Annotated in this window: 20 protein-coding genes and 1 pseudogene; 9 read left to right on the top strand and 12 right to left on the bottom strand. The window is 68.5% G+C overall.

Features of this window, described 5'->3' with window-relative positions; genetic code table 11:
- Positions 1-17: 17 nt before the first annotated feature.
- The 6 genes from F5X71_RS06760 to F5X71_RS06735 all read right to left on the bottom strand — a co-directional run bounded on the left by F5X71_RS06760 (position 18) and on the right by F5X71_RS06735 (position 6214).
- Complete coding sequence (locus F5X71_RS06760) at positions 18-827, bottom strand: SAM-dependent methyltransferase (RefSeq protein WP_167461156.1); 810 nt, start codon at positions 825-827, stop codon at positions 18-20.
- A 159-nt stretch (positions 828-986) separates the two neighbouring features.
- Positions 987-2195, bottom strand: coding sequence for an ROK family protein (locus tag F5X71_RS06755; protein ID WP_167466273.1), 1209 nt, complete (start codon positions 2193-2195; stop codon positions 987-989).
- A 43-nt stretch (positions 2196-2238) separates the two neighbouring features.
- Positions 2239-3474 carry a sugar ABC transporter permease gene (locus F5X71_RS06750; protein WP_167461155.1) on the bottom strand — a complete coding sequence of 412 codons (1236 nt, stop codon included), beginning with the start codon at positions 3472-3474 and terminating at the stop codon, positions 2239-2241.
- Positions 3471-4295, bottom strand: coding sequence for an ATP-binding cassette domain-containing protein (locus F5X71_RS06745; protein WP_167461154.1), 825 nt, complete (start codon positions 4293-4295; stop codon positions 3471-3473). Before F5X71_RS06745 ends, F5X71_RS06750 begins: the two co-directional genes overlap by 4 nt.
- Positions 4296-4365: 70 nt before the next feature.
- Complete coding sequence (locus tag F5X71_RS06740; RefSeq protein ID WP_167461153.1) at positions 4366-5442, bottom strand: sugar ABC transporter substrate-binding protein; 1077 nt, start codon at positions 5440-5442, stop codon at positions 4366-4368.
- 175 nt (positions 5443-5617) lie between these two features.
- Entirely contained in the window at positions 5618-6214 is a 597-nt protein-coding gene (locus F5X71_RS06735) for an NAD(P)H-dependent oxidoreductase (protein ID WP_167461152.1), read from the bottom strand.
- On the opposite strand from F5X71_RS06735, the pseudogene F5X71_RS37400 reads away from it, so the two are divergent.
- A pseudogene (locus tag F5X71_RS37400) lies at positions 6213-6611 on the top strand (alpha/beta hydrolase-fold protein); the annotation flags it as partial. The gene F5X71_RS06735 and the pseudogene F5X71_RS37400 sit on opposite strands and share 2 nt — an antisense overlap.
- Before the next feature lie 88 nt (positions 6612-6699).
- On the top strand, positions 6700-6897 hold the full coding sequence (locus tag F5X71_RS37395; protein ID WP_275106817.1) for a hypothetical protein: 198 nt from the start codon (positions 6700-6702) through the stop codon (positions 6895-6897).
- Positions 6898-6977: 80 nt separating this feature from the next.
- Here F5X71_RS37395 and F5X71_RS06725 read toward each other — a convergent pair whose 3' ends face one another.
- Positions 6978-8498, bottom strand: a complete 1521-nt coding sequence (locus F5X71_RS06725) for a flavin-containing monooxygenase (RefSeq protein ID WP_238815751.1) — start codon at positions 8496-8498, stop codon at positions 6978-6980.
- 69 nt (positions 8499-8567) lie between these two features.
- On the opposite strand from F5X71_RS06725, the gene F5X71_RS06720 reads away from it, so the two are divergent.
- Entirely contained in the window at positions 8568-9590 is a 1023-nt protein-coding gene (locus F5X71_RS06720) for an AraC family transcriptional regulator (RefSeq protein ID WP_167461151.1), read from the top strand.
- A 217-nt stretch (positions 9591-9807) separates the two neighbouring features.
- Positions 9808-12759, top strand: coding sequence for an AfsR/SARP family transcriptional regulator (locus F5X71_RS06715; protein ID WP_167461150.1), 2952 nt, complete (start codon positions 9808-9810; stop codon positions 12757-12759).
- A gap of 388 nt (positions 12760-13147) precedes the next feature.
- On the opposite strand, the gene F5X71_RS06710 is transcribed toward F5X71_RS06715, so the two are convergent.
- Positions 13148-14590: an alpha/beta hydrolase gene (locus F5X71_RS06710; RefSeq protein WP_167461149.1), complete on the bottom strand. Its 1443-nt coding sequence runs from the start codon at positions 14588-14590 to the stop codon at positions 13148-13150.
- Positions 14591-14659: 69 nt separating this feature from the next.
- Between F5X71_RS06710 and F5X71_RS06705 the strand changes: the two genes are divergently transcribed.
- The 3 genes from F5X71_RS06705 (at position 14660) to F5X71_RS06695 (ending at position 16662) form a co-directional block, all read left to right on the top strand.
- Positions 14660-15262: a TetR/AcrR family transcriptional regulator gene (locus F5X71_RS06705; RefSeq protein ID WP_167461148.1), complete on the top strand. Its 603-nt coding sequence runs from the start codon at positions 14660-14662 to the stop codon at positions 15260-15262.
- Positions 15263-15367: 105 nt separating this feature from the next.
- Complete coding sequence (locus F5X71_RS06700) at positions 15368-15904, top strand: YdcF family protein (RefSeq protein ID WP_428981480.1); 537 nt, start codon at positions 15368-15370, stop codon at positions 15902-15904.
- 38 nt (positions 15905-15942) lie between these two features.
- Positions 15943-16662 carry a VIT1/CCC1 transporter family protein gene (locus F5X71_RS06695; RefSeq protein WP_167461146.1) on the top strand — a complete coding sequence of 240 codons (720 nt, stop codon included), beginning with the start codon at positions 15943-15945 and terminating at the stop codon, positions 16660-16662.
- Here the strand turns inward: F5X71_RS06695 and F5X71_RS06690 are convergent.
- Entirely contained in the window at positions 16635-17876 is a 1242-nt protein-coding gene (locus F5X71_RS06690; protein WP_167461145.1) for an alpha/beta hydrolase family protein, read from the bottom strand. The two genes, F5X71_RS06695 and F5X71_RS06690, sit on opposite strands and share 28 nt — an antisense overlap.
- A 109-nt stretch (positions 17877-17985) precedes the next feature.
- Here F5X71_RS06690 and F5X71_RS06685 point away from each other — a divergent pair, with 109 nt between their 5' ends.
- A complete protein-coding gene (locus F5X71_RS06685) occupies positions 17986-18603 on the top strand; it encodes a TetR/AcrR family transcriptional regulator (protein WP_167461144.1) in 618 nt (205 codons plus the stop codon).
- 59 nt (positions 18604-18662) lie between these two features.
- On the opposite strand, the gene F5X71_RS06680 is transcribed toward F5X71_RS06685, so the two are convergent.
- The 3 genes from F5X71_RS06680 to F5X71_RS06670 are packed head-to-tail and all read right to left on the bottom strand — an operon-like array spanning position 18663 to position 19502.
- Positions 18663-18836, bottom strand: coding sequence for a CsbD family protein (locus tag F5X71_RS06680; protein WP_167461143.1), 174 nt, complete (start codon positions 18834-18836; stop codon positions 18663-18665).
- A 9-nt stretch (positions 18837-18845) separates the two neighbouring features.
- Complete coding sequence (locus F5X71_RS06675) at positions 18846-19001, bottom strand: DUF6131 family protein (RefSeq protein ID WP_167461142.1); 156 nt, start codon at positions 18999-19001, stop codon at positions 18846-18848.
- Positions 19002-19025: 24 nt separating this feature from the next.
- Entirely contained in the window at positions 19026-19502 is a 477-nt protein-coding gene (locus tag F5X71_RS06670; protein ID WP_167461141.1) for a hypothetical protein, read from the bottom strand.
- Between the two features lie 126 nt (positions 19503-19628).
- Here F5X71_RS06670 and F5X71_RS06665 point away from each other — a divergent pair, with 126 nt between their 5' ends.
- Entirely contained in the window at positions 19629-19820 is a 192-nt protein-coding gene (locus tag F5X71_RS06665; protein ID WP_167461140.1) for a heavy-metal-associated domain-containing protein, read from the top strand.
- The last annotated feature ends 1 nt before the right edge of the window (position 19821 follow it).

Raw genomic sequence — 19821 nt, 5'->3', positions numbered from 1 at the left:
CTGCCCGTGTTCGCGGTTCAGGACTTTCGGCCGACACCCGCCAGGCCGAGCGAACGGCCCGGCGTCTCGTGCAGATCGCGGTCCGACTCCGGGCGCCAGACCGGCAGTTCCACCACGCCGGGCTCCACCAGCTCCCATCCTTCGAACATAGCGACGATTCCGTTCCGATCACGAAAATGGATACCGATTCGTTCCTTGTTCGTGGCGTTGTCACCGAGCTTGCTCGCGTCCTCGGGCCGCAGCTCCGAGGTCAGATGCGAGATCGCGACGTAGCTCCCCGGCTGGACCGCACCGCGCAGCTGCGCCACCTTCGCGATCGGCTCGTCGACGTCGGCGAGCAGGTGCAATACCGCGACCAACAGCAGACCGACCGGTTGGTCGAAGTCGATCAACCCGGTATCGGCAGCCTTGTCGATCAACTCGGCAGGCTTGCGCAGATCCGCCTCGATCGCGCCGGCCCCGGCGTTGCCGCGCAGGATCGCCCGCGAGTGCGCCACCGCCACCGGGTCGATATCCGCGTAGAGCACGCGGATATCGGGGTCGATCGACTGCACCACCTCGTGCACATTTCCGGCTGTCGGAATTCCCGACCCGATATCGAGGAATTGGCGAATTCCGGAATCGGCCAGAAAACGCACCGCGCGCCGCAGGAAGGCCCGGTTGCTCAGCGCCAATCTGGGCAAATCGGGCACCAATGTCTTGCCCATCTCGGCGGCTTTGCGATCGATCTCGAAATTGTGCGAGCCCCCGAGCAACGCGTCGTACATTCGCGCCGGGCTCGCCTGCTGCATATCAACGCCCTCGGGTGCCCACGCCGGCCTATCCATCGAAACCCCTTTTTGCTCACGATCGAACCCGCCGCACGGACCGGCCTTCCCACCCGGGCGTCGTGTGCCTGATCACCCGAGCGGTGCTCTGCGCATGATAGTCGGGTTCGGCGGCCCCGGGGTAGCTCGGCGGCGACGGGGTTTGGCGCACACCCGATTTCACTCGCGCGCGGCGGAGAGCCTGGCCAGCGCCTGCACGGGGTCGGTGAGCACGTCGGCGAAGGCCAGCTCGGCCGCGCCGATCAGGGTGGCGTCCCCGCCCAATGCCGAGGTGCGCAGCCGCACCCGCTCGCGGACCGCGAGCAGGCTCTCGACCGCGACCCGGCTGCGCACCTGGGCGGCCGAGGCGAGGTAGATCTCGCGCAGCACGCCACCGAAGACGACCATCGAGGGATTGAAGATGTTCACCAGGTTGGCGACGCCGTATCCGAGCCAGTCCCCCACCTGGTGCAGTGCGTCCCTGGCCGCGGCGTCCCCGCGAGCCGCGGCCTCCACGATGGCCTCCACAGCGGGGCGCCCCGGCGGATCGGTGCGGCCGGCGGCGGCGATCAGACCGAGCTCCCCCGCCTCGGCCTCCAGGCAGCCGCGTGAGCCGCAGGCGCAGGGCCGTCCGTCCCGATTGACCACCATGTGGCCGACCTCGCCCGCATAGCCGCCCTCACCGCCGAGCAGCTGGCCGCCCATGATGATGCCGCCGCCGATGCCGACGTCACCGTGCAGATAGATCAGGTCGGACAGGCCCGCGCCGACACCGCGCTCGCATTCGGCGAGCGCGCCCAGATTGGCGTTGTTGCCGACCACGACCCGCAGGCCGAGATCGAGTCGCCGAGTCAGGTGCGCACCGAAGGGCACGTCGACCCACCCGATGTTCGGGCCGTAGCGGACGACACCGTCCTCCTCGCGCACCATGCCGCAGAAGGCGACACCGACACCCACGCATCTGGCCTCGACCGCGGCCTCGGCGATCAAACCGCGCGCCATCGAGGCCAGCGTGTCGATCACGTCCTCCGGATCGAAAGTGCCCGTCGGACGGACGGTTTCGACCTGGTGAAGCACCGATCCACCCAGCCCGACCAGCGCCGCGGCCAGCCGATCCGCGCCGACGTCGAGCGCGACGACATACACCCGGTCCGATTCCGGACGCACCACCAGCGAGGGCCGCCCCGCCTTGCCGGTCTGGCCGGGCAGCTCCTCCCTGATCAGACCGGCGGCGGCGAGGTCGGCCGTCAAGGCCAGAATGGTGCTGCGGTTCAACCCCATTCGCTCGGCGAGCGTGGCACGCGAGACCGGGCCGTCCCGGTGCACATGCCGCAGCAGCACGGCAAGATTGCGCCTGCGGATCTCGTCCGGCGAAGAAGCCGGTCGCATGGTCACCGCCTCTCCGCGTCTCGTGTCTTCGGTACCCGGGCAGTTAACCGCCGATGCGGGTGCGTTTGCGCGACAACGCGTCCACACCGGCCGCCAAGAGCAGCACAAATCCTGTCACAACGAATTTCGTGCCCGCGCTGTAGCCCATCAATCCCATGCCGTTGTCGATCACCGCTACCACCGCGGCGCCGAGCACCGCGTCCAGCATCCGGCCGCGACCGCCGAACAGGCTGGTACCACCGATGACCGCCGCGCCGACGGCGAGCAGCAGCACGCTGCTGCCGCCGGTGTTGGGGTCGACCGAGTTGGCTCGCGATGCCGCGACCAGACCGCCGACGGCGGCCATGGTCGAGCACAGCACGAAGGCGGTGATCTTCACCCGGTCCACCGTGATGCCCGCGCGCCGGGCCGCCTCGGCGTTACCGCCCACCGCGTAGATGTGCCTGCCGAACGAGGTGCGGTTGAGCACGAAGGTCCACAGCAGCAACAGGATCGCGATCAGCGGCACCACGATCGGCATGCCCTTGAGCGAGTGCAGTTCCGGGTTGCGGCTGCGCTCCCCGTTGAGCACGAGCACCGCGATGCCGAGCACCACCGCCACCGCGACGATCCGGGCCACGATCACCGGCATGGTTTCGCCGGTGAGGCCGAGCTTGTTGCGGGCCCGCAGTTTTCGATACTGGATCAGCGCGAAGCCGGCCACCAGGAGTACGTACAACAGCCAGCCGAGCGACGGCGGGACGTTCTTGTTCGCGATCGCCAGGATGGTGTCGTCGTGGATGGAGATGTTGCGGCCGTTGTCCATGATCTTCAGCGCGACGCCTTGCAGCGCGAGGAAGGCCGCGAGGGTCACCACGAACGACGGGATGCCGATCTTCACCACGATCGTGCCGATCGTCAGGCCGATCACCACACCGGTCAGCAGCGAGGCCAATACCGCCAGATACCAGGGCCAGCCACGATCGGTGAGCAGCACCGCGAGTACCGCGGCGCAGACACCGCTGGTGAACCCGGCCGACAGATCGATCTCGCCCAAGAGCAGCACGAAGATCAGGCCCATCGCGATCACCGCGATGGCAGCGCCCTGGGTGAACAGGTTGGCGAAGTTGGCCTCGGACATGAAGACCGGGCGCGCGACCCAGAAGACACAGGACAGGATGATCAGCGCGAGCACCGAGGGCAGCGCGCCCATGTCACCGCTGCGCACCCGGCCGACGTACTCGTTCACGAGCTCGGAAACCGGTGCGGTGGTGGTCTTCTCCTTTTCCAACAGGCTCATCGGTTGGCTCCGTTCGCGTCCAGGCCGAGATCGCCGCTGCGCCCTGCCGTAATGAGTTCCACGACTTGGCCGTGCGTCACGTCGGAGGTCCGCACCTGCGCCGCCATCCGCCCCAGGTAGAGCGCCGCGATCCGATCCGACACCGCGAAAACGTCGTTCATGTTGTGCGAGATGAGCACCACGGCCAGGCCTCGGTCCGCCAACCTGCGCACCAGTTCGAGCACCTGCTGGGTTTGGGCCACACCCAGCGCGGCGGTCGGTTCGTCCAGGATCACCACCTTGCTGTTCCAGAGCACGGCCTTGGCGATCGCCACCGTCTGCCGCTGCCCGCCGGACAGGCTCGACACCTGCTGCCGGACGCTCTTGACCGTGCGAACGGACAAGCTGGCCAACGTCTTTCCGGCCAGCTCCTCCATCGCGTACTCGTCGAGCACGATGCCGGTCTTCTTCTCCCGGCCGAGGAACATGTTCTGCACGATGTCGAGGTTGTCGCACAGCGCCAGGTCCTGATACACGATCTCGATGCCGAGCGCGGCGGCGTCCCGCGGGCTGTGCACCTGAACGGGGTTGCCCTCGAACAGGAATTCACCCGCATCGATCGGGTGCGTGCCGCCGATGCATTTGACCAGCGTCGACTTGCCTGCTCCGTTGTCGCCGACGAGCGCGGTCACCTCGCCCGCGTAGGCCGCGAAGGCGACGTCGTGCAGGACATGAACCGGCCCGAAACTCTTTTGCAGGCCGCGTAATTCGACGACGGGCGTGGCGGGACCACCCGGCGCCCTGCCATCCCGCACCGAATCGCCGTGCGATGCTTCACTCATGGTGTAGTGCTCCTAGAAGGTGCCCCGCCCGCCGTCCCCCCATCGAGACGGCGGGCGGGGCGGGGCGGGATCAGATGCCGTTTTCCGCGCAGAGTTTCGCGAACTCACCGGTGCACAGCTCGTCCTTGGTGACGTAGCCGTCGGCGACGACATCCTTGACATCGGCCGCGTAGATCGGCTTGGGCTCCAACAGCACCGAGGGCACCTCGGCCCCGGACTCCGGGTCCTTCACCGCGCCGTTGGCATGCCCCTGCTGCCCCTTGGTCAGCGCGATGGCCAGCTCAGCCGCCGCCTCGGCTTCCTTCTTGATCGCCTTGTAGACGGTCAGGCACTGGTCGCCCTTCAGCACGTTCTGCAGGCCCTGCACCGTGGCGTCCTGACCGCTGACCGGGACCTGGCCGTTCAGCTTCTGCTTCTTCAGTACCGCGATCGCGGCGTTGGCCAGTCCGTCGTTGGCCGCGACCACGCCGCCGATGTTCGGTGTGCCGGTGAGCATCTGCTCGAAGATGGTGCCCGCCTGGGTGTTATCCCATTCCGGCACCGCCTGATCCGGGCCCTTCACATACTGGCCCGCGTCGAACTTGGGCTTGAGCACCGAGTCATAGCCCTGCTTGAGCAAGGTCGCGTTGTTGTCGGTGGGACCGCCGTTCAGGTATGCGACAACGGGATTGACCGCCTTCTTGTCGGTCAGGCACTTGTCCACACCCGAGCCGAGCAGGCTGCCGACCTTCACATTGTCGAAGGACACGTAGAACTGAGCCCCGCCACCCAGCGTCAGCCGGTCGTAGTCGATCACGGTGACGCCCTGCGCCTTCGCCTTCTGGATCACCGCCTTGCCGGTGCCGCTGTCCAGGTTGGTCATCAGCAGCACCGACGCGCCGTTGGTGATCATCTGGTCGGCGATCGTCTGGAAGGCGTTCTTATCGCCCTGCGCGTTCTGGATGTCGGCCTTGACGCCTGCCGCGTCGAAGGCCTGCTGCAGGTATTTGCGGTCCGCCGTCTCCCACCGCGCGGAGGTCTTGCTGTCCGGCAGGATCACCCCGATCTTGGCCCCACCCCCTGAAGTCGTCGAGTCGTCACCGCAAGCGGTCAGCGAGGTGAGCAAGGCGACCGAGACGGCCGCGACGCCGAGAATGCCCTTACGCATGAGGGGGCCTTTCGTGGAACCACCGCCCCGGAAGGCCCGGGCGGTCGAGGTCGAGCGAATGTTGTTCGCTGCAACATATTCGACTGTGACTCAGCGCACAACCCACTCGAGCGACCATTTTGTTGTTTGCGATAACAATCAGGACACGAGAGCATCCGCTCACCCCCGCGAAGCCTCAGTCGTCGGCCAGCAGCGCCGCGGCCAGCTCCCGCGCCTCGCACAGCCAGGCACCACGCTGCTCGGGCGTCGAGTCGGTCACCGTCCGGAAGACCCTGCGGCGCACGTCGTCGATTCCGATGTAGGGCAGCACGCAGGCCGCCCAGATCTGCTGCAGCGGATCCCCGAACACCTCCCGCTCCCGCACCGAGGTGGTGTCGGAGGTGTTGAGGACCAGCGCCCGCCGCGCCCGCAGCAGCCCGACCGGCACACCCGCCGCGGTGTCGAGCTTGTAAGCCACCGCGGGGGTGAGCACACGCTGCACCCAGCCGGTCAGGATCGCGGGCGGCATCCCCCACCAGTTCGGGTGCACGAACACGAGCGCATCGAGTTCGGCGAGTTCGGCCTGCTGCCCGCGCACCAGATCATCGCCGGCCGCGGCATCGGTGAGCGTTCCGGTCTCCGCGGCGGTCAGCAGCGGGTCGAAGCCCTCGGCGTACAGGTCGTGTGCGACGACCGTCGCTCCGCGCTGCCGCAATTCGTCGACCACCGCGTCGAAGAGCGCGCCGTTGAAACCGTCGGACCGGGGATGTGCCAGATACACCGCAATACGCATGGTGGCCACTTTGCCGGAGCACCGGCCGCGGCCGGGCACGGCTCCGCTCCCCGAGACCCGCAGGCGAGCGGGTCGCGACGCGATCTTCGTACTGCCCGAAACCAGCTGGTGCAGTGCCTATTCCGACTGGTACAACGGCGGGCGCGGCGGGCCGCCCGCGTGGGAGAAGTACCTGCTCGACGACGTGCGCACCATCCTGGAAAGCACCTACCGCGCCAACACCACCCGAGCCATCGCGGGCAACTCGACGGGCGGGCTCGGCGCGATGAAATTCGCTGCCGCCCACCAGGGTTGGTTCGCCTCGGCGGCCTCGTTCAGCGGCAATGTCGACCCGCTGCACGCCTCGGGCGAGCCGGACGAGCCGGGCCAGGGGTGCGCCGCCGAAGGGGAGCGGGTCTGGGGCGACTACCGCGACGCCGAGGAACGCGAGATCTGGGGGGCCAACAACCCCCTACAGCCAGGCCGCGAAGCTCACCGGCATCCCGTTGTTCGTCTCCTACGGCAAGGCCGATCCTGTAGAAGCCCGCGCCTACGAACAGAACTACCGTTTCGTCGACGAGCTCCAGCGTCTCGTCGCTCGCGTAGACGAACGTTATGTGGCCGCGCAGGGCCACAATTGGGCGGCGTGGCAGGTCCAGATGCGCGACGCGCTTCCGATGCCGCTCTCCTCGTCCGGCGCCTGACCGACCACGTCAGGCGCCGGACGCGGTTCCCCGATCAGCACTGTCGAACCACAGTGGCCGGTAAGCCTCGAAACGTGCGCTCAGTGCGTGGCGAGCAGGTCGGATGACCGCACCGCCGACCTGGGAGTGGCCGCGAGGGTCTTGTCCAGGTCGGTGTGCAAGGTGAAGACGGAGTCGAGCAGGTAATTCTGCCGGACCTTCCACGGCCGGCGATCGCCCTGCCGCGGAAAGGTTCCGATCGCGCGCTGGATGTAGCCGGAGGTCAGCTCCAGCAGCGGCTGCTCGACGAGTGCACCGTCCGGCTTCGGGACTACCGCGGCCCGGTCGCGGCGGTCCATGTGGTTGATGATCTTGCACACCAGGCGGGAGCTGAGGTCGGCCCGCAGCGTCCAGGAGGCGTTGGTGTAGCCCAGGCACACGGCGAAATTGGGCACACCGCTCACCATGGTGCCCTGCCAGACGAATTGCTCTGCCAGAGCGACGGTTTCGCCGTCCACCCGGGGCTCGATGCCGCCGAAGGCCTGCAGCTGCAACCCGGTCGCGGTGACCACGATGTCGGCCGGTAACACCCGGCCGGACTTCAGTCGAATGCCTTCCGGCACAAAGGCGTCGATATGGTCGGTGACGACCTCGGCCTTGCCCTTCTTGATCGCGCGGAAGAAGTCGGCGCTCGGCGCGGCGCACAGGCGCTGGTCCCACGGGTTGTAGCTGGGGGTGAAGTGTTCGGCCACCATCTGCTTGTCCCCGAGAATGCGCAGGTTCAACCGGGTGAGCAGGTTGCGGGCCGACTCCGGCCGACGGCGGCAGTACTGGTAGAAGCCGATACTGAACAGGATGTTCTTGGTCCGGATCACCCGGTGCGCCAGCTGCGGCGGCAGCAGTTCGCGGATCTTGTCGGCGCGCTTGTCGCGACGCGGCACCGCACTGATCCAGGTCGGGCTGCGCTGCAACATGGTCACCCGCTCGGCGGCATCGGCCATCGAGGGCACCAGGGTGACCGCGGTCGCGCCACTGCCGATCACGACGACGCGCTTACCGCTGTAGTCGAGCTCCTCGGGCCAGAACTGCGGGTGCACCACCTGGCCGGAAAACGAAGAGCGCCCGGGGAACTCGGGCGTATAGCCCTGGTCGTAGTTGTAGTAGCCCGCACAGGAGTACAGGAAGCCGCAGGTCAATTCGCGCCGCGCGACCGCGCCCGCGCCGTCGCGCTGTTCGAGAGTCAGTGTCCAGCGGGTGGTTTCGCTCGACCAGTCGGCGGCGATCACCTTGGTCCCGTACCGGATGTGGCGATCGATGCCGTTCTCGGCCGCGGTCTCGTTGATGTAGTGCAGGATCGAGGGCCCGTCGGCGATCGATTTGGCGTCGCGCCACGGCTTGAACGGGTAGCCGAGGGTGAACATGTCGGAGTCCGAACGGATACCGGGGTAGCGGAACAGATCCCAGGTGCCGCCCAGGGCTGCCCGCGCCTCGAGCACGGCGTAGGTCTTGCCGGGGCACTCGGTCTGCAACCGATACGCGGCGCCGATGCCGGACAGGCCGGCCCCGACGATCACCACATCGAGATGTTCCAGGGCCGCGTCGCGCTCTCTTCGTTCGCTCACGTCTCCAGTGTGGTGCTGGACTGTGCCGCATTCTTGACTTTGCGCGACGACTATTTGATTCTGTACGACATGTCGGTCATTCGCTCCGCCGGTCTGCGCGGATTCCGGGCGACCGTCGCGGAGCTGGGCGGTGACGCCGAAGAGCTGGCCGTCGCCTGCGGGCTGCCGATCGCCGCGCTCGACGCCGACGACCTGCTCATCCCCGATCACGCACTGGCCTCGGTGCTGGAGTTGGCGGCACGCCGGCTGGACTGCCCCGACCTCGGCCTGCGGATCTCCCTGCGCCAGGATCTCGACATGCTGGGGCCGCTCGCCCTGGCCATCCGGAACTCCCCTTCGCTGACCGACGTGCTCGAATGCTCGGCACGCTATCTGTTCCTGCATGCCCGCGCACTCACCCTGACCGGCGAGTCGGACCCGTACGGCGATCGCGGTGTGATCGCGCTGCGCTACGGCGTGCAGCCCGGGTTGGCGATCGCCGCGCAGGCCACCGACCTTGGACTCGCGTTCGTACACCGCACCATTCAGCGCCTGGTCGAGGGCGGCTACGGCCTGCGCTCGGTCGAACTGCCCTATCGGCCCGCGGCGCCGATCGCGCGCTACGAGGAGTTCTTCGGCGCACCGGTGCGGATCAAGCGGCCCTACGCCGCCCTGCGCGTCCCACGCGATCTGCCGGGCCGCCCGCTGAGCGGCGGTGACGAGAGGCTGCACCGGTTGGCGATGGCGTTCCTGGCCGAGCAGGCGGGCGGGATCGGCGCGTCCGCGGTGCCGCAGGTGCATGCCACGGTGCGCCAGCTGCTCGGCACCCTAGCGCCCGAAATAGGTTCCGTCGCGAAGCTTCTCAACATGCATCCGCGCACGCTGCAGCGCAGGCTCGCGGCCGAGGACACCTCGTTCGCCGCGATCCTGGACGAGGTGCGCCGCGCCGAGGCCCGCCGCTACCTCACCACCACCGACATGCCGATGAGCCAGGTCGCCTCACTGATCGGCCTCTCGGAACAGGCCACCTTCACCCGCTGCTGCCGCCGCTGGTGGGGCATGACCCCCACCGCGGTGCGCCGGGAGAACGCGGGCGGGACACGCGGCGGGTGAGCGCAATGAGCGAACGAAGTGAGCGAATCATGTGGCAGCGCGCTTCGCGCATGGTGGAGCTGAGCGCCAGCGAGGCGGAGGCATGAGCGAACGAAGTGAGCGAATCATGTGGCAGCGCGCTTCGCGCATGGTGGAGCTGAGCGCCAGCGAGGCGGAGGCATGAGCGAACGCGGCGCGGCGTCGCCACGTAAACTCCCAGCGTTCGGGAGGTCGGTTGGTGCATTTTGTCGTGTTGGGCGAGGTCAAGGGGTGGCGCGGGGAGGCGCCGCTGCACCTGGGGCCGCCACAGCGTAGGGCTGTGCTCGCGGCCCTGCTGCTGCGTGCCGGAAACGCGGTGACCGCGGCCGAGCTGGTGGAGGGGATCTGGGGCGAGCGGCCGGTGCCGCGCGCGATCGCGGCGCTGCGGACCCACGTCGCGCAACTGCGCCGCGCGCTCGAACCCGATCGCACCCCGCGCGCACCCGCGACCGTGCTGGTCTCGGTCGGCGACGGCTATGCGCTGCGCATCGCGCCCCAGGCCACCGATGTGGCGGAGGTGGAGCGGCTGGTCTCGGCGGCGGGACAGCTGCGCGACCGTGACCCGGTGGCGGCGCGCGCGAAACTGGTTACCGCCCTTGGCAAATGGCAGGGCAACGCGCTGAGCGGTCTGCCTGGTCCGTTCGCGGAACGGCAGCGCTTTCGGCTCGAGCAGTGGCGCCTTGCCATCCTGGAGGACCGGCTCGCCCTCGATATCGAGACCGGCCGCAGCTCGGCGGCCGTCGCCGAACTGGGCCCGCTGATCGAGGAACATCCACTGCGCGAACGGTTCCGGGCGCTACTGATGACCGCGCTGTATCACTGCGGGCGGCAGTCCGACGCGCTGCACGCGTACGCGCAGGCCCGCCGCGCCCTGGTGGACGGGGTCGGCGTCGAGCCGGGGCCGGAATTGTCCGTGGTGCACGAGCGGATCCTGCGCGGGGCGATGCCGCCGATCGCGGTGAACGCCGAGCCGGATGCGGCCACCGAGACCGGTGGCGCGGCCGAGCCGAGCACACGACCGAGCGTCGCCATCGCACGCGGGCTCGACCCGGTGCCCGCGCAATTGCCGCCCGACATCGCCGATTTCACCGGGCGTGCGCGACTCGTCGCCGAGCTGGCCGGGCAGTTGACCGGCGCGGGCAGTGCCGTGGCGATCTCGGCGGTCGGCGGCATGGGTGGTGTCGGCAAGACGACACTCGCACTGCACGTGGCACATCGGGTGCGTGATCGCTTTCCGGATGGGCAGCTGTATGCCAACCTGCGCGGCGTCGATCCGGTGCCGACGCCCCCTGGCGCGGCGCTCGGCGGATTCCTGCGGGCCCTCGGCGTCGCCGAGGGCGATATCCCCTCGACCGTCGACGAGCGTGCCGCCGCGCTGCGGACCAGGCTGTCCGGCAAGCGAATTCTGATGGTGCTCGACAATGCCAGGGACTACAGCCAGGTGGCGCCGCTGCTCGCCGGGTCCGCGGTGCTGATCACCAGCCGGTCCGCGCTCACCGAACTGCCCGCGGTGACCCGCACCCGGCTAGACGTGCTGGACGAGGCGGAGGCGACGACGCTGCTCGTACACATCCTCGGCGCCGAACGGGTGGCGGCGGAGGCCGATGCGGCCAGGGAAGTGGTCGCGCAGTGCGGATTCCTGCCGCTGGCGGTACGCATTGTCGGGGCACGGCTCGCGGTCCGGCCGCACTGGACCATCGCGTCGTTCGCGGCGCGCCTGGCCGACGAGAAGAACCGGCTCGATGTGCTCAAGACCGGTGAGCTGGCGGTGGAGGCGGCCTTCCACCTCGGCTACCGACAGCTCACCGACCGCCAGGCCAAGGCTTTTCGCACGTTGGCGCTCGCCCAGGTGCCCGATCTGTCGGTCGACTGCATCGCGGCGATCCTCGGCCTCACCGAGCCCGAGGCCGAGCAGGTGTGCGAATCACTGGTCGACCTGAGCCTTTTGGAGACCACGGCACCCGGCCGTTACCGATTCCACGATCTCCTGCGGCTTTTCGCGTGCGGGCAGGCCGACGAGGACGAATCGGCCGTGCTCGTCCGGGTGCTCGACTACCACCTGGCGAGCGCGCGAAATCTGCTCAGCGCCATCGACTACAGCAACACCGCTCGACTGCTCGTCCCGACCACCGCCGCGGGCCGCACGTTCCATGGCGGTTCGGACGGCCAGGCGTGGAACGACATCGAGCGGCCGGTGGTGATCGCGCTGCACCAGCAGGCGGCGCGGGTCGGCGGTCACGCGCTCGAGGTGGCGGCCGACCTCGCCTGGGTGATGGCCGAGTTGATGGACGCGGGCACCCAGGCCAGGGAGCTGTCCCGCGCACTGGAGTCGTTGCTGGACACCGCCATTGCCGAGGACAACCACGGCGCCGAACGCCGGATCAGGACCGCGCTCGGCGCGCTGCTGCAGGTCGGGCTCGGTGAGGTCGAGGCGAGTCTGGCGCACCTGCGGGCGGTTTCGGGTCCGACGACCAACGACGTGGACCGCAGACTCTCGGTGCTCGCGTCGGTGCTGCTCGGCGTCGCCGCGCGCAGGCTCGGCGACGCCGGCGCCTCGCACCGGCATTTCGAGCACGCGACCGAGCTCACCCGCGCGCTCGGCGATCGGTCGATGGAGGCATGGTGTCTGGCCTTGGTCACCAGGACCTATTGCGAGGCAGGGCAATACGAGGAGGCGGTGCGGATGGCGGGTCGCGCCATCGCGCTGGCCAGGGACTCGTCGAATCCGGTGGCGCTCGGCTGGGCCACCCACGAGCTGGCCGCGACACTGTCGATGCGCGGCGATCATGCTCGCGCGATCGAACTCGGCACCGACGCGGTGCACGCGGCACAGCGCAATGGGGTTCGGCTGTGGGAGGGCTGGGCGCGAACCAGATTGGCCCAGATCCAGCTGCGGGCAGGCAATGTGGCCGAGGCCCAGGCGAACGCCGCGGACGCACTGCACCTGCTGACCAAGGCCGCCGATCCGATCGATCGTGCCCGCGCGATGGCCTTGCACGCCGCCGCGCTCGCGGCGCAGGGTAGGCGGGCGCGCGCCGAACGGGAGTTCCGCGAGGCGTCGGAGATCTTCCGGCGGGCGGGCCTTTCGGCGCCGACCATCGACCGGCTGTTCGGCACCGGCGGACCGGAGTCCGGAGCCACCGGCGAATAACGAACGTTTATTCGATATTTATTGGTTGCTGAACAGCAGCTGGCAGTCTGCTTAATCGATGTGACCACACCATCGCCAGTGGTGGGCAGGGATGATCCGCGCGGACTGGGACCGCCGGAAACCGAGACCGGGAGGGCGAGGCCGGGACCGCGTCCACTCGCGTTCGAGGGGTGCGCGAGGCGCAGCGCGTGCCCCGTCTCCTCGACCCCTGTCCACCACCCTTCCTCCCGCCCGAGCCGATTACCGCGAAAACCACTTTGCCGACGACCGCACCGCCCTCCAAGTAGGCGCCCGAGGCATCGGAATCCACACCACTTCTACGGATTCACACCCCTTCCGGGCTGCTGGAACTGGTGTGGATGCCTGGAAGTGGTGTGGATTCCGACGGTCAGGGGCAGGACCGTCCGGGGGCGGGGACCGATCCGCGGTGGAAGTAGGCGTGCACGGTTTGGTCGACGCAGGGGTTCACGCCGCCGTAGGCGCCGTGGCCTACACCGTGGTAGGTGAGGAGGGTGGCCGAGGGGAGGGCGGCGGCCAGTTCGGATACCCAGGTGAAGGGGGCTTCGGGGTCGCCGGTGTTGCCGATCAGGAGGATGGGTGCGGCACCCGCGCCGCCGAGGGAGGCTCGGCCGACGCCGTGCACCGGCCAGTGGGCGCATTCGGCCAGGCGTAGAGCGGTCAGTTCACCGAAACGAGGTGCGGCCGCGGCGAATTCGGGAAGCAACTGGCGAACCTGGGCGACGGAATAGGAGTCGGGGTAATCGGCGCAGTTCGCGGCGGTGTTGATGGCGGCGAAGTTGGAGCGGGTGCCGTCGGGTCGCAAGCCGGCGAAAAGGTCCGCGTAGCCGATGAGTTCGTCACCGTTGCCCGCGAAGGCCTGCGTGACAGCGGTGGTCAGCCGCGGCCACGCCTCGGGCGCGGCGGCACCGAGGCCGAGGGCTGCGGTCGCGACCGACCTGGTGAGCGGCGTACCGCGCCCGGTGGGCAGCGGCGCCGCCTCGATACTGGCGAGGAAGGCATCCACTCGGGACAAAGCTTCCTGCTCGGTCGCGCCCAGCGGGCAATCCCCTTGGGCGACACAGAAAGCGAGGAAGTCGCGCAGCGCGGCCTCGCTGCCGATGGCTTGATCGAGCAGACTCTGCCTGAAGGTGCGCAACGGAGTCCCCGGCGCATCGAGCAGCATGCGTCCGACACGATGCGGAAAGAGCGTGGCGTACGCGGCGCCGAGCTGGCCGCCGTAGGAGACGCCGAGATAGTTGAGCTGGTCCTCGCCCACCGCCGCACGGACGAGATCCAGGTCCCGTGCGGAATCGAACAAGCCGACGTGGGGCAGCAACGCGCCGGAACTCGCGACGCATGAGTCGGCGAACTGCTCGCTGCTCGCGTCGATCGCCGCCCATTCCGCGTCGGTGCGCGGAACCCGTTCGGGCAGTGCGGTATCCGAGCAGACGACCGGGGTGCTGCGACCGACCCCGCGCGGATCCCATGACACCAGGTCGTAGCGATCGAGCAATGCCGAGAACGGCTGCACCACGCCCGCAACGGTGTCCAGGCCGGAACCGCCGGGACCGCCGGGGTTGTAGACCAGAGAGCCGAGCCGTTTCGCGGGATCGGCACCGCGCGTGCGGATCAAGGCGAGCTCGATGGTGCCCGCACCGGGATCGCGGTGATCCCGCGGGGCGGTGATGGTCGCGCATTCCCACACTCGTCCATCGGTCGCGACGTCCTGACACGGCGACCACTCAGGTCCGGCCGACCGGGACGGCGCTGCCGAGCACGCCCCGGTGGCGAGCGTCACGACCGCGAGCACCACCCCGAACCACCGCGTCATTGTTCTCCGCTTTCTCAGCACGACTGTATTGGCAATCGAAAGCTAGCACAGTCGTGCTACAAATACGAGGTGGCTCGAACCGTGGACCAGCAGGCGCACGAGCAGCGACGGCACGCACTCGCCGAGGCCGCCTGGCGGGTGATCCAGCGCGACGGGCTGGAACACGCATCGGTACGCAAGGTCGCCACCGAGGCCGGGGTGTCGATGGGCAGCCTGCGGCACTACTTCTCGACACAGTCCGAGCTGCTCGCGTTCTCGCTCGGCATGGTCGGCGAGGGCATGATGGACCGGATCCGGCAGCTGAACCTGGCCGCCGACCCGGTGGACCGGGCGGCACAGATCCTGCTCACCGGACTGTTGCCGACCGGTCCCCGCCAGCACACCGTGACCAAGGTCTGGTTGGCCTTCTTGGGCCGGGTACTGACCGAGCCCGCGCTGCGGCAGCGCAGCGACGAACTGTACGACGCCACCGCCGAACTCGTCGCCTGGGTGGTGGACGAGCTCGCCGCGAGCGGGGTACTGCGCGCCGGCCTCGATCTCGAACGGGAAGCCCAGCGGCTCTACGTCTTCGTCGACGGTCTCACCGTGCAGGCACTGATCCGACCGGAGAAGATGTCGCCGCACCGCGTGCGGGAGTTGCTCCGCGAACACCTCGCTCAGCTCTGCCGCTGAGCTTCTGCCGATAGGGCGCCGCGCGGCGGCGTGACCAGCGCGACATCGCGCCGTGCCGACCCGGTGCGACGGCCGCGCTTCGGTATCGTCGCGGGGGTGGCCGGCCTGCGACGCGCGGGAATCTTCTTTGGTGCCCTGCTCGCCCTGGTGGTAGTGATCGGGGCTGCCGGGTGGCCGGTGTACGTCCATCCGCAGACCGACCCGCTGCGGCGCGCCGATGCCATCGTGGTGCTCGGCGGGACCGCCTACGAGCGCTTCGACGTGGGACTCGACCTGGCGCGGCGCGGGTACGCGCCCACGCTGCTGATCTCGCGCTCCACCGGTCCGGACGACCACGAGATGGACAAATACTGCGCGGGGCGGTTCGACTTCACGGTCAACTGCTTCATTCCGGATCCGTGGACCACCGAGGGCGAGGCGCAGGAGATCCGGCGGCGCGCGCGGCAGTTCGGCTGGCGGCACATCATCGTGGTGACCTATACGCCGCACGTGTCGCGGGCCCGCTACATCGTGCAGAAGTGCTTCGACGGCGAGGTGACCATGGTGGCCAGCCCGAGCGACTCGGGCCTGCGCTTCTGGACCTGGATGTACCTGCGGCAGTCGGCGGGGTATCTGCGGGCGTTCCTGTCACCCGGTTGTTGAACCGGATTCCGCGTCCTGCCGGTACTACCCTTCGTCGCATGGACGAAGACACCGGCGCGCACCCGCACGAACCCCACACCGAAGGGCTGGCGTCCAAGCTGAACTGGTTGCGCGCGGGGGTGCTCGGCGCGAACGACGGGATCGTCTCCACCGCGGGGCTGGTCGTCGGCGTCGCCGCGGCCACGACGAGCACCGGCGCGGTATTCACCGCGGGTATCGCGGGCCTGTCGGCCGGCGCGATCTCGATGGCGGTCGGCGAATATGTTTCGGTCAGCACGCAACGCGATTCCGAGCGCGCACTGCTCGCCAAGGAGCGGCGGGAACTGCGCGACGAACCCGAATACGAGCTGGCCGAGCTCGCCGAGATCTACGAGGCGAAGGGGCTCTCACCCGAAACCGCCCGCCAGGTCGCCGTGGAACTCACCGAGCACGACGCCTTCACCGCGCACGCCGAGGCCGAACTCGGATTGGACCCCACCGAATTGACCAATCCCTGGCACGCGGCGCTCTCCTCGGCGATCGCGTTCACCCTGGGCGCGCTGCTGCCATTGCTCGCGATCCTGCTGCCCCCGGTGTCGGCGCGGATCCCGGTGACCTTCGTCGCGGTGATCGTGGCGCTGGCGCTCACCGGCTCGATCAGCGCGCGCCTCGGCGGCAGCGGCCTCGGTCGCGCGGTGCTGCGCGTGGTGGTCGGTGGCGCGCTGGCCATGGCCGTGACCTACGGCATCGGTCAGCTGGCCGACGTCTCGGGCATCTGACGGTCCCGCTGTCGGTATGCCGCGAAGGTGGTGTCGAGCCAGTCGAAGATGCGCTGGTTGGTCAGCGTGGTCGCACCCATGTGGCAGTGCTCGCCCGCGCCTTCGGCCGCAGTGCCCACGATCAGTTCCTTGGGACAGGTGAGCGCCTGATAGACCCGCTTGGGTTCGCCACGGAAGAACAGATCGTTCTCGGCGTCGAGCACCAGTGTGGGACATTCGATCTGGTGCGCGATGCCGGCCAGCGTGTACGGCTCGGTCTTGCGGATGTAGTCGGCCGCGGAGTCGGCGCCGAAGGTCCAGGTTCCGTTGCGCAGCGCCCAGCGCACGGTGGTGTCGTAGGCCATCATGAGCCCGGCGACCGCAAGCGCCTCGGCGTCCTGGTTCGACTCGATCCATTCGGTCAGGAACGGCGGCATCATGCGCACATTCGATCCGTGGTAGTCGAAGAGGCCGTCGTTGAGTACCAGCGCCGCGATGCGGTGCTCGAACGCGGCGGCGCGCGCCACCAGATAGCCGCCCAAGCTGTAGCCGTACAACACGATTCGGTCCGGGTCGATCGCGGGCACGGTCCGCGCGAAGTCCACCACCGGGGTGATCACCGCCTCCCAGTCGTGCCGGAACGGCAGTCCCTGCTCGCGGATCACCTGCCCCTGCCCCGGTCCGTCGAAGGCGAGGACGTGGTAGCCGCGCGCCACCGCCGCGGCGGCGAGCACGAACCAGGACTCCTCCAGCGTCGAGTCGAAGCCGCTGTTGAAGATCACCGTCGGGCGCGGCTCGCCGGAATCGTCGACCAGGAACAGGTAGCCGGGAAGTCCGGTGTCTCCGAACGGAATCGACACCCGTCGCACCGGGGTCTCCAGCAATTCCGCTGCCTGCGCGAAGGTTTCACGCGAGCGACGTGAGAGTTCCCGCGCCACCGGGTCCGCGGCCGGGTCGTCACGCAGATAGAACTCCGCGGTGCGGTAGTAGTTCGAGGCCCGCAGCAGGGCCTCGCGCGCGCTCATGCGATGCCCCTTGGCCAGGCAGTCCGAGCCGATCGCGTGCACCCGCTCGGCGGTGGCCCGCCACTCGCGCAGCCAGGCCGCCTCGTCGCCGTCGGCGATCCGGTGCGCGGTCGCCAGCACCTCGCCAAGCTCGGCGCCGCCGTGGCGAGCGAAGCCCGCCGAACGCAGCGCCTCGAAGTCGAACGACTCGTCGTCGAACAGGAATTTCATGGGTTTACCTCGATATTTGCGTCGATACGGTTGCGTTTCGTTGTACGGCTGCCACGGTACGACGGCCAACGACGAAACGCAACCGTATCGACGTTGCTATGCTGAACCGATGACGGAGCCGACGACCGAACGCAAGCGCGCCCCGGCCGGCGCCGCGGTGCGCCAGCCACAGGTCACCGCCGCCATCACCGACGCGGCGTTCACCGAGCTGGCCGAACTCGGATACGGGAAGCTGACGATGGAGGGGGTCGCCCGGCGCGCCGGCGTCAGCAAGCCGACGCTGTATCGGCGGTGGCCGACCAAGGAGCAGATGGTGCTCGCGCTCGTCGAGCAGGTCGCGGTGGCGGCGGCCGATGTCCCCGACACCGGCTCGCTGCGCGGTGACCTGCGGGCGTTTCTCGCCACTACCGCAAGCGGTTTCAGTCACCCGCTGGCGGCGCGCATCATCCCCGATCTGCTCGCCGAGGGCATTCGCACGCCCGCCATCGCCGAAAGCCTGCAGTCGGTCGGGCACAGTCGCCGCGCGAAGGTCGGACAGCTGCTGCACCGCGCCATCGAACGCGGCGAACTGTCACCGGAACTGGACCTCGACCTCGCACTGGACCTGTGCATCGCCCCGCTCTTCTGGCGAAAGCTGATGGGCGGCAACCCAACCGGCGATGCGTACCTGGATACGTTGGTACACAGCCTGATCGCCGCGTTCAAGGCGTCCGACGCGACGTCTTGACAGTCGAACGGCGTCGGCCGAGGGGTGTACCAACCCCTCGGCCGACGCCGTTCAACAGGTCAGCGCTTGAACGCGTCCCTGAATTTGTCCGTGGCCCGCTTCAGATTTCCGCGAGCCTGTTCTCGACGACCTTCGCCTTCCAGGCGCCGGTTTCCCGTGGCCCGGCCGACGATCTTCTTGATACTGCCCCGGGCGGCCTGCGCCTGGTGGGCGATCCTGTCTTCGAACCTCATGGCCGGTCCCTAGTAATACCAGCGACGGCCACCGACGGGACGACCCACCGAACCCGCCACCATCAGCACCAGGCCGATGATGAGCAGGATGATGCCCGCGGTGGTGAGCAATCCGATTCCGAGCAGCCACCCGGCGATGAGGAGGATGAGTCCGAGAATAATCATTGTCGTATTTCCTTTTCTCTATGATTATTTCGACGTCGGCGCCTGCGCGCGGGGCGCGCTGCCGGCAGGTACTGCGTCACCGGAACGAGCCGTGGCCGATCGGCGGGTGAACCGGCCCCAGACCGACTCGCGACGCGGCCGCGTCGCGGGTTCGATGGACGGACGCACCACGGGTTCCTTACCAGCCGGTGGCGCGGATTTCCCGAGATCGCGTCGCACCGCCGCGATTTCGCGACGAGACTGGGCGAGCTCGCGACGAGCCACTGCGCTGCGGCGGGAGACCCGCCAAGCACCCGTCAGTACCAGGGCTAGTCCGATCGTCCCGATAGCGCCGACCACGATTCCGTAGCCGAACAGCAATCCGCTGGAGCCGTGGAAATGGAAGTCGAAAACAGCGAAATCATCTGACAGTAAATGATTTTCGCTGCTGTTCGCCACCACACCGGCGACGCCGACGGCCACTGCGGCAATCAGTACGACGAGCCCTATGATGATGATCATGACAATCCTGTTGCGTCGAGTTGTTTGACAACCGGGCTATTCCCGGGGCCGCGACAACCAAACGTAGAAAACGAACTCGACCGCTCGACGGCGTTTGCCCGCCGCGATTCGGTCTATTCGAAGGACATGACCTACACGATCACCCTGCACAACGTTACCCGCGAGTCCGCCTCGGCCATCGAATCCCAGCTGCGTGGCGTCAACGGTGTCGACTCCGTCGACATCGACGTACCGTCGGAGACCGCACTGGTGAACTCCACTCTCACCTACGGCGAGGTACTCGACGCGATCCGCCAGACCGGCGTGGCGGCAAGCTGAT

The sequence above is a fragment of the Nocardia brasiliensis genome (genome assembly GCF_011801125.1).
Lineage (GTDB): Bacteria > Actinomycetota > Actinomycetes > Mycobacteriales > Mycobacteriaceae > Nocardia > Nocardia brasiliensis_C.
Note: the sequence above shows the minus strand (reverse complement) of the source record. Positions and strands in the feature narration are given on the sequence as shown.

Excerpts from the sequence above, each read along its gene's own strand:
- F5X71_RS06670 (WP_167461141.1), bottom strand. The coding sequence starts at position 19,502 with ATGATCATCATCATAGGGCTCGTCGTACTGATTGCCGCAGTGGCCGTC.
- F5X71_RS06735 (WP_167461152.1), bottom strand. The coding sequence starts at position 6,214 with ATGCGTATTGCGGTGTATCTGGCACATCCCCGGTCCGACGGTTTCAAC.
- F5X71_RS06695 (WP_167461146.1), top strand. The coding sequence starts at position 15,943 with ATGGACGAAGACACCGGCGCGCACCCGCACGAACCCCACACCGAAGGG.
- F5X71_RS06755 (WP_167466273.1), bottom strand. The coding sequence starts at position 2,195 with ATGCGACCGGCTTCTTCGCCGGACGAGATCCGCAGGCGCAATCTTGCC.
- F5X71_RS06720 (WP_167461151.1), top strand. The coding sequence starts at position 8,568 with ATGTCGGTCATTCGCTCCGCCGGTCTGCGCGGATTCCGGGCGACCGTC.
- F5X71_RS06745 (WP_167461154.1), bottom strand. The coding sequence starts at position 4,295 with ATGAGTGAAGCATCGCACGGCGATTCGGTGCGGGATGGCAGGGCGCCG.
- F5X71_RS06750 (WP_167461155.1), bottom strand. The coding sequence starts at position 3,474 with ATGAGCCTGTTGGAAAAGGAGAAGACCACCACCGCACCGGTTTCCGAG.
- F5X71_RS06665 (WP_167461140.1), top strand. The coding sequence starts at position 19,629 with ATGACCTACACGATCACCCTGCACAACGTTACCCGCGAGTCCGCCTCG.
- F5X71_RS06760 (WP_167461156.1), bottom strand. The coding sequence starts at position 827 with ATGGATAGGCCGGCGTGGGCACCCGAGGGCGTTGATATGCAGCAGGCG.
- F5X71_RS06690 (WP_167461145.1), bottom strand. The coding sequence starts at position 17,876 with ATGAAATTCCTGTTCGACGACGAGTCGTTCGACTTCGAGGCGCTGCGT.
- F5X71_RS06675 (WP_167461142.1), bottom strand. The coding sequence starts at position 19,001 with ATGATTATTCTCGGACTCATCCTCCTCATCGCCGGGTGGCTGCTCGGA.
- F5X71_RS06740 (WP_167461153.1), bottom strand. The coding sequence starts at position 5,442 with ATGCGTAAGGGCATTCTCGGCGTCGCGGCCGTCTCGGTCGCCTTGCTC.
- F5X71_RS06710 (WP_167461149.1), bottom strand. The coding sequence starts at position 14,590 with ATGACGCGGTGGTTCGGGGTGGTGCTCGCGGTCGTGACGCTCGCCACC.
- F5X71_RS06680 (WP_167461143.1), bottom strand. The coding sequence starts at position 18,836 with ATGAGGTTCGAAGACAGGATCGCCCACCAGGCGCAGGCCGCCCGGGGC.
- F5X71_RS06685 (WP_167461144.1), top strand. The coding sequence starts at position 17,986 with ATGACGGAGCCGACGACCGAACGCAAGCGCGCCCCGGCCGGCGCCGCG.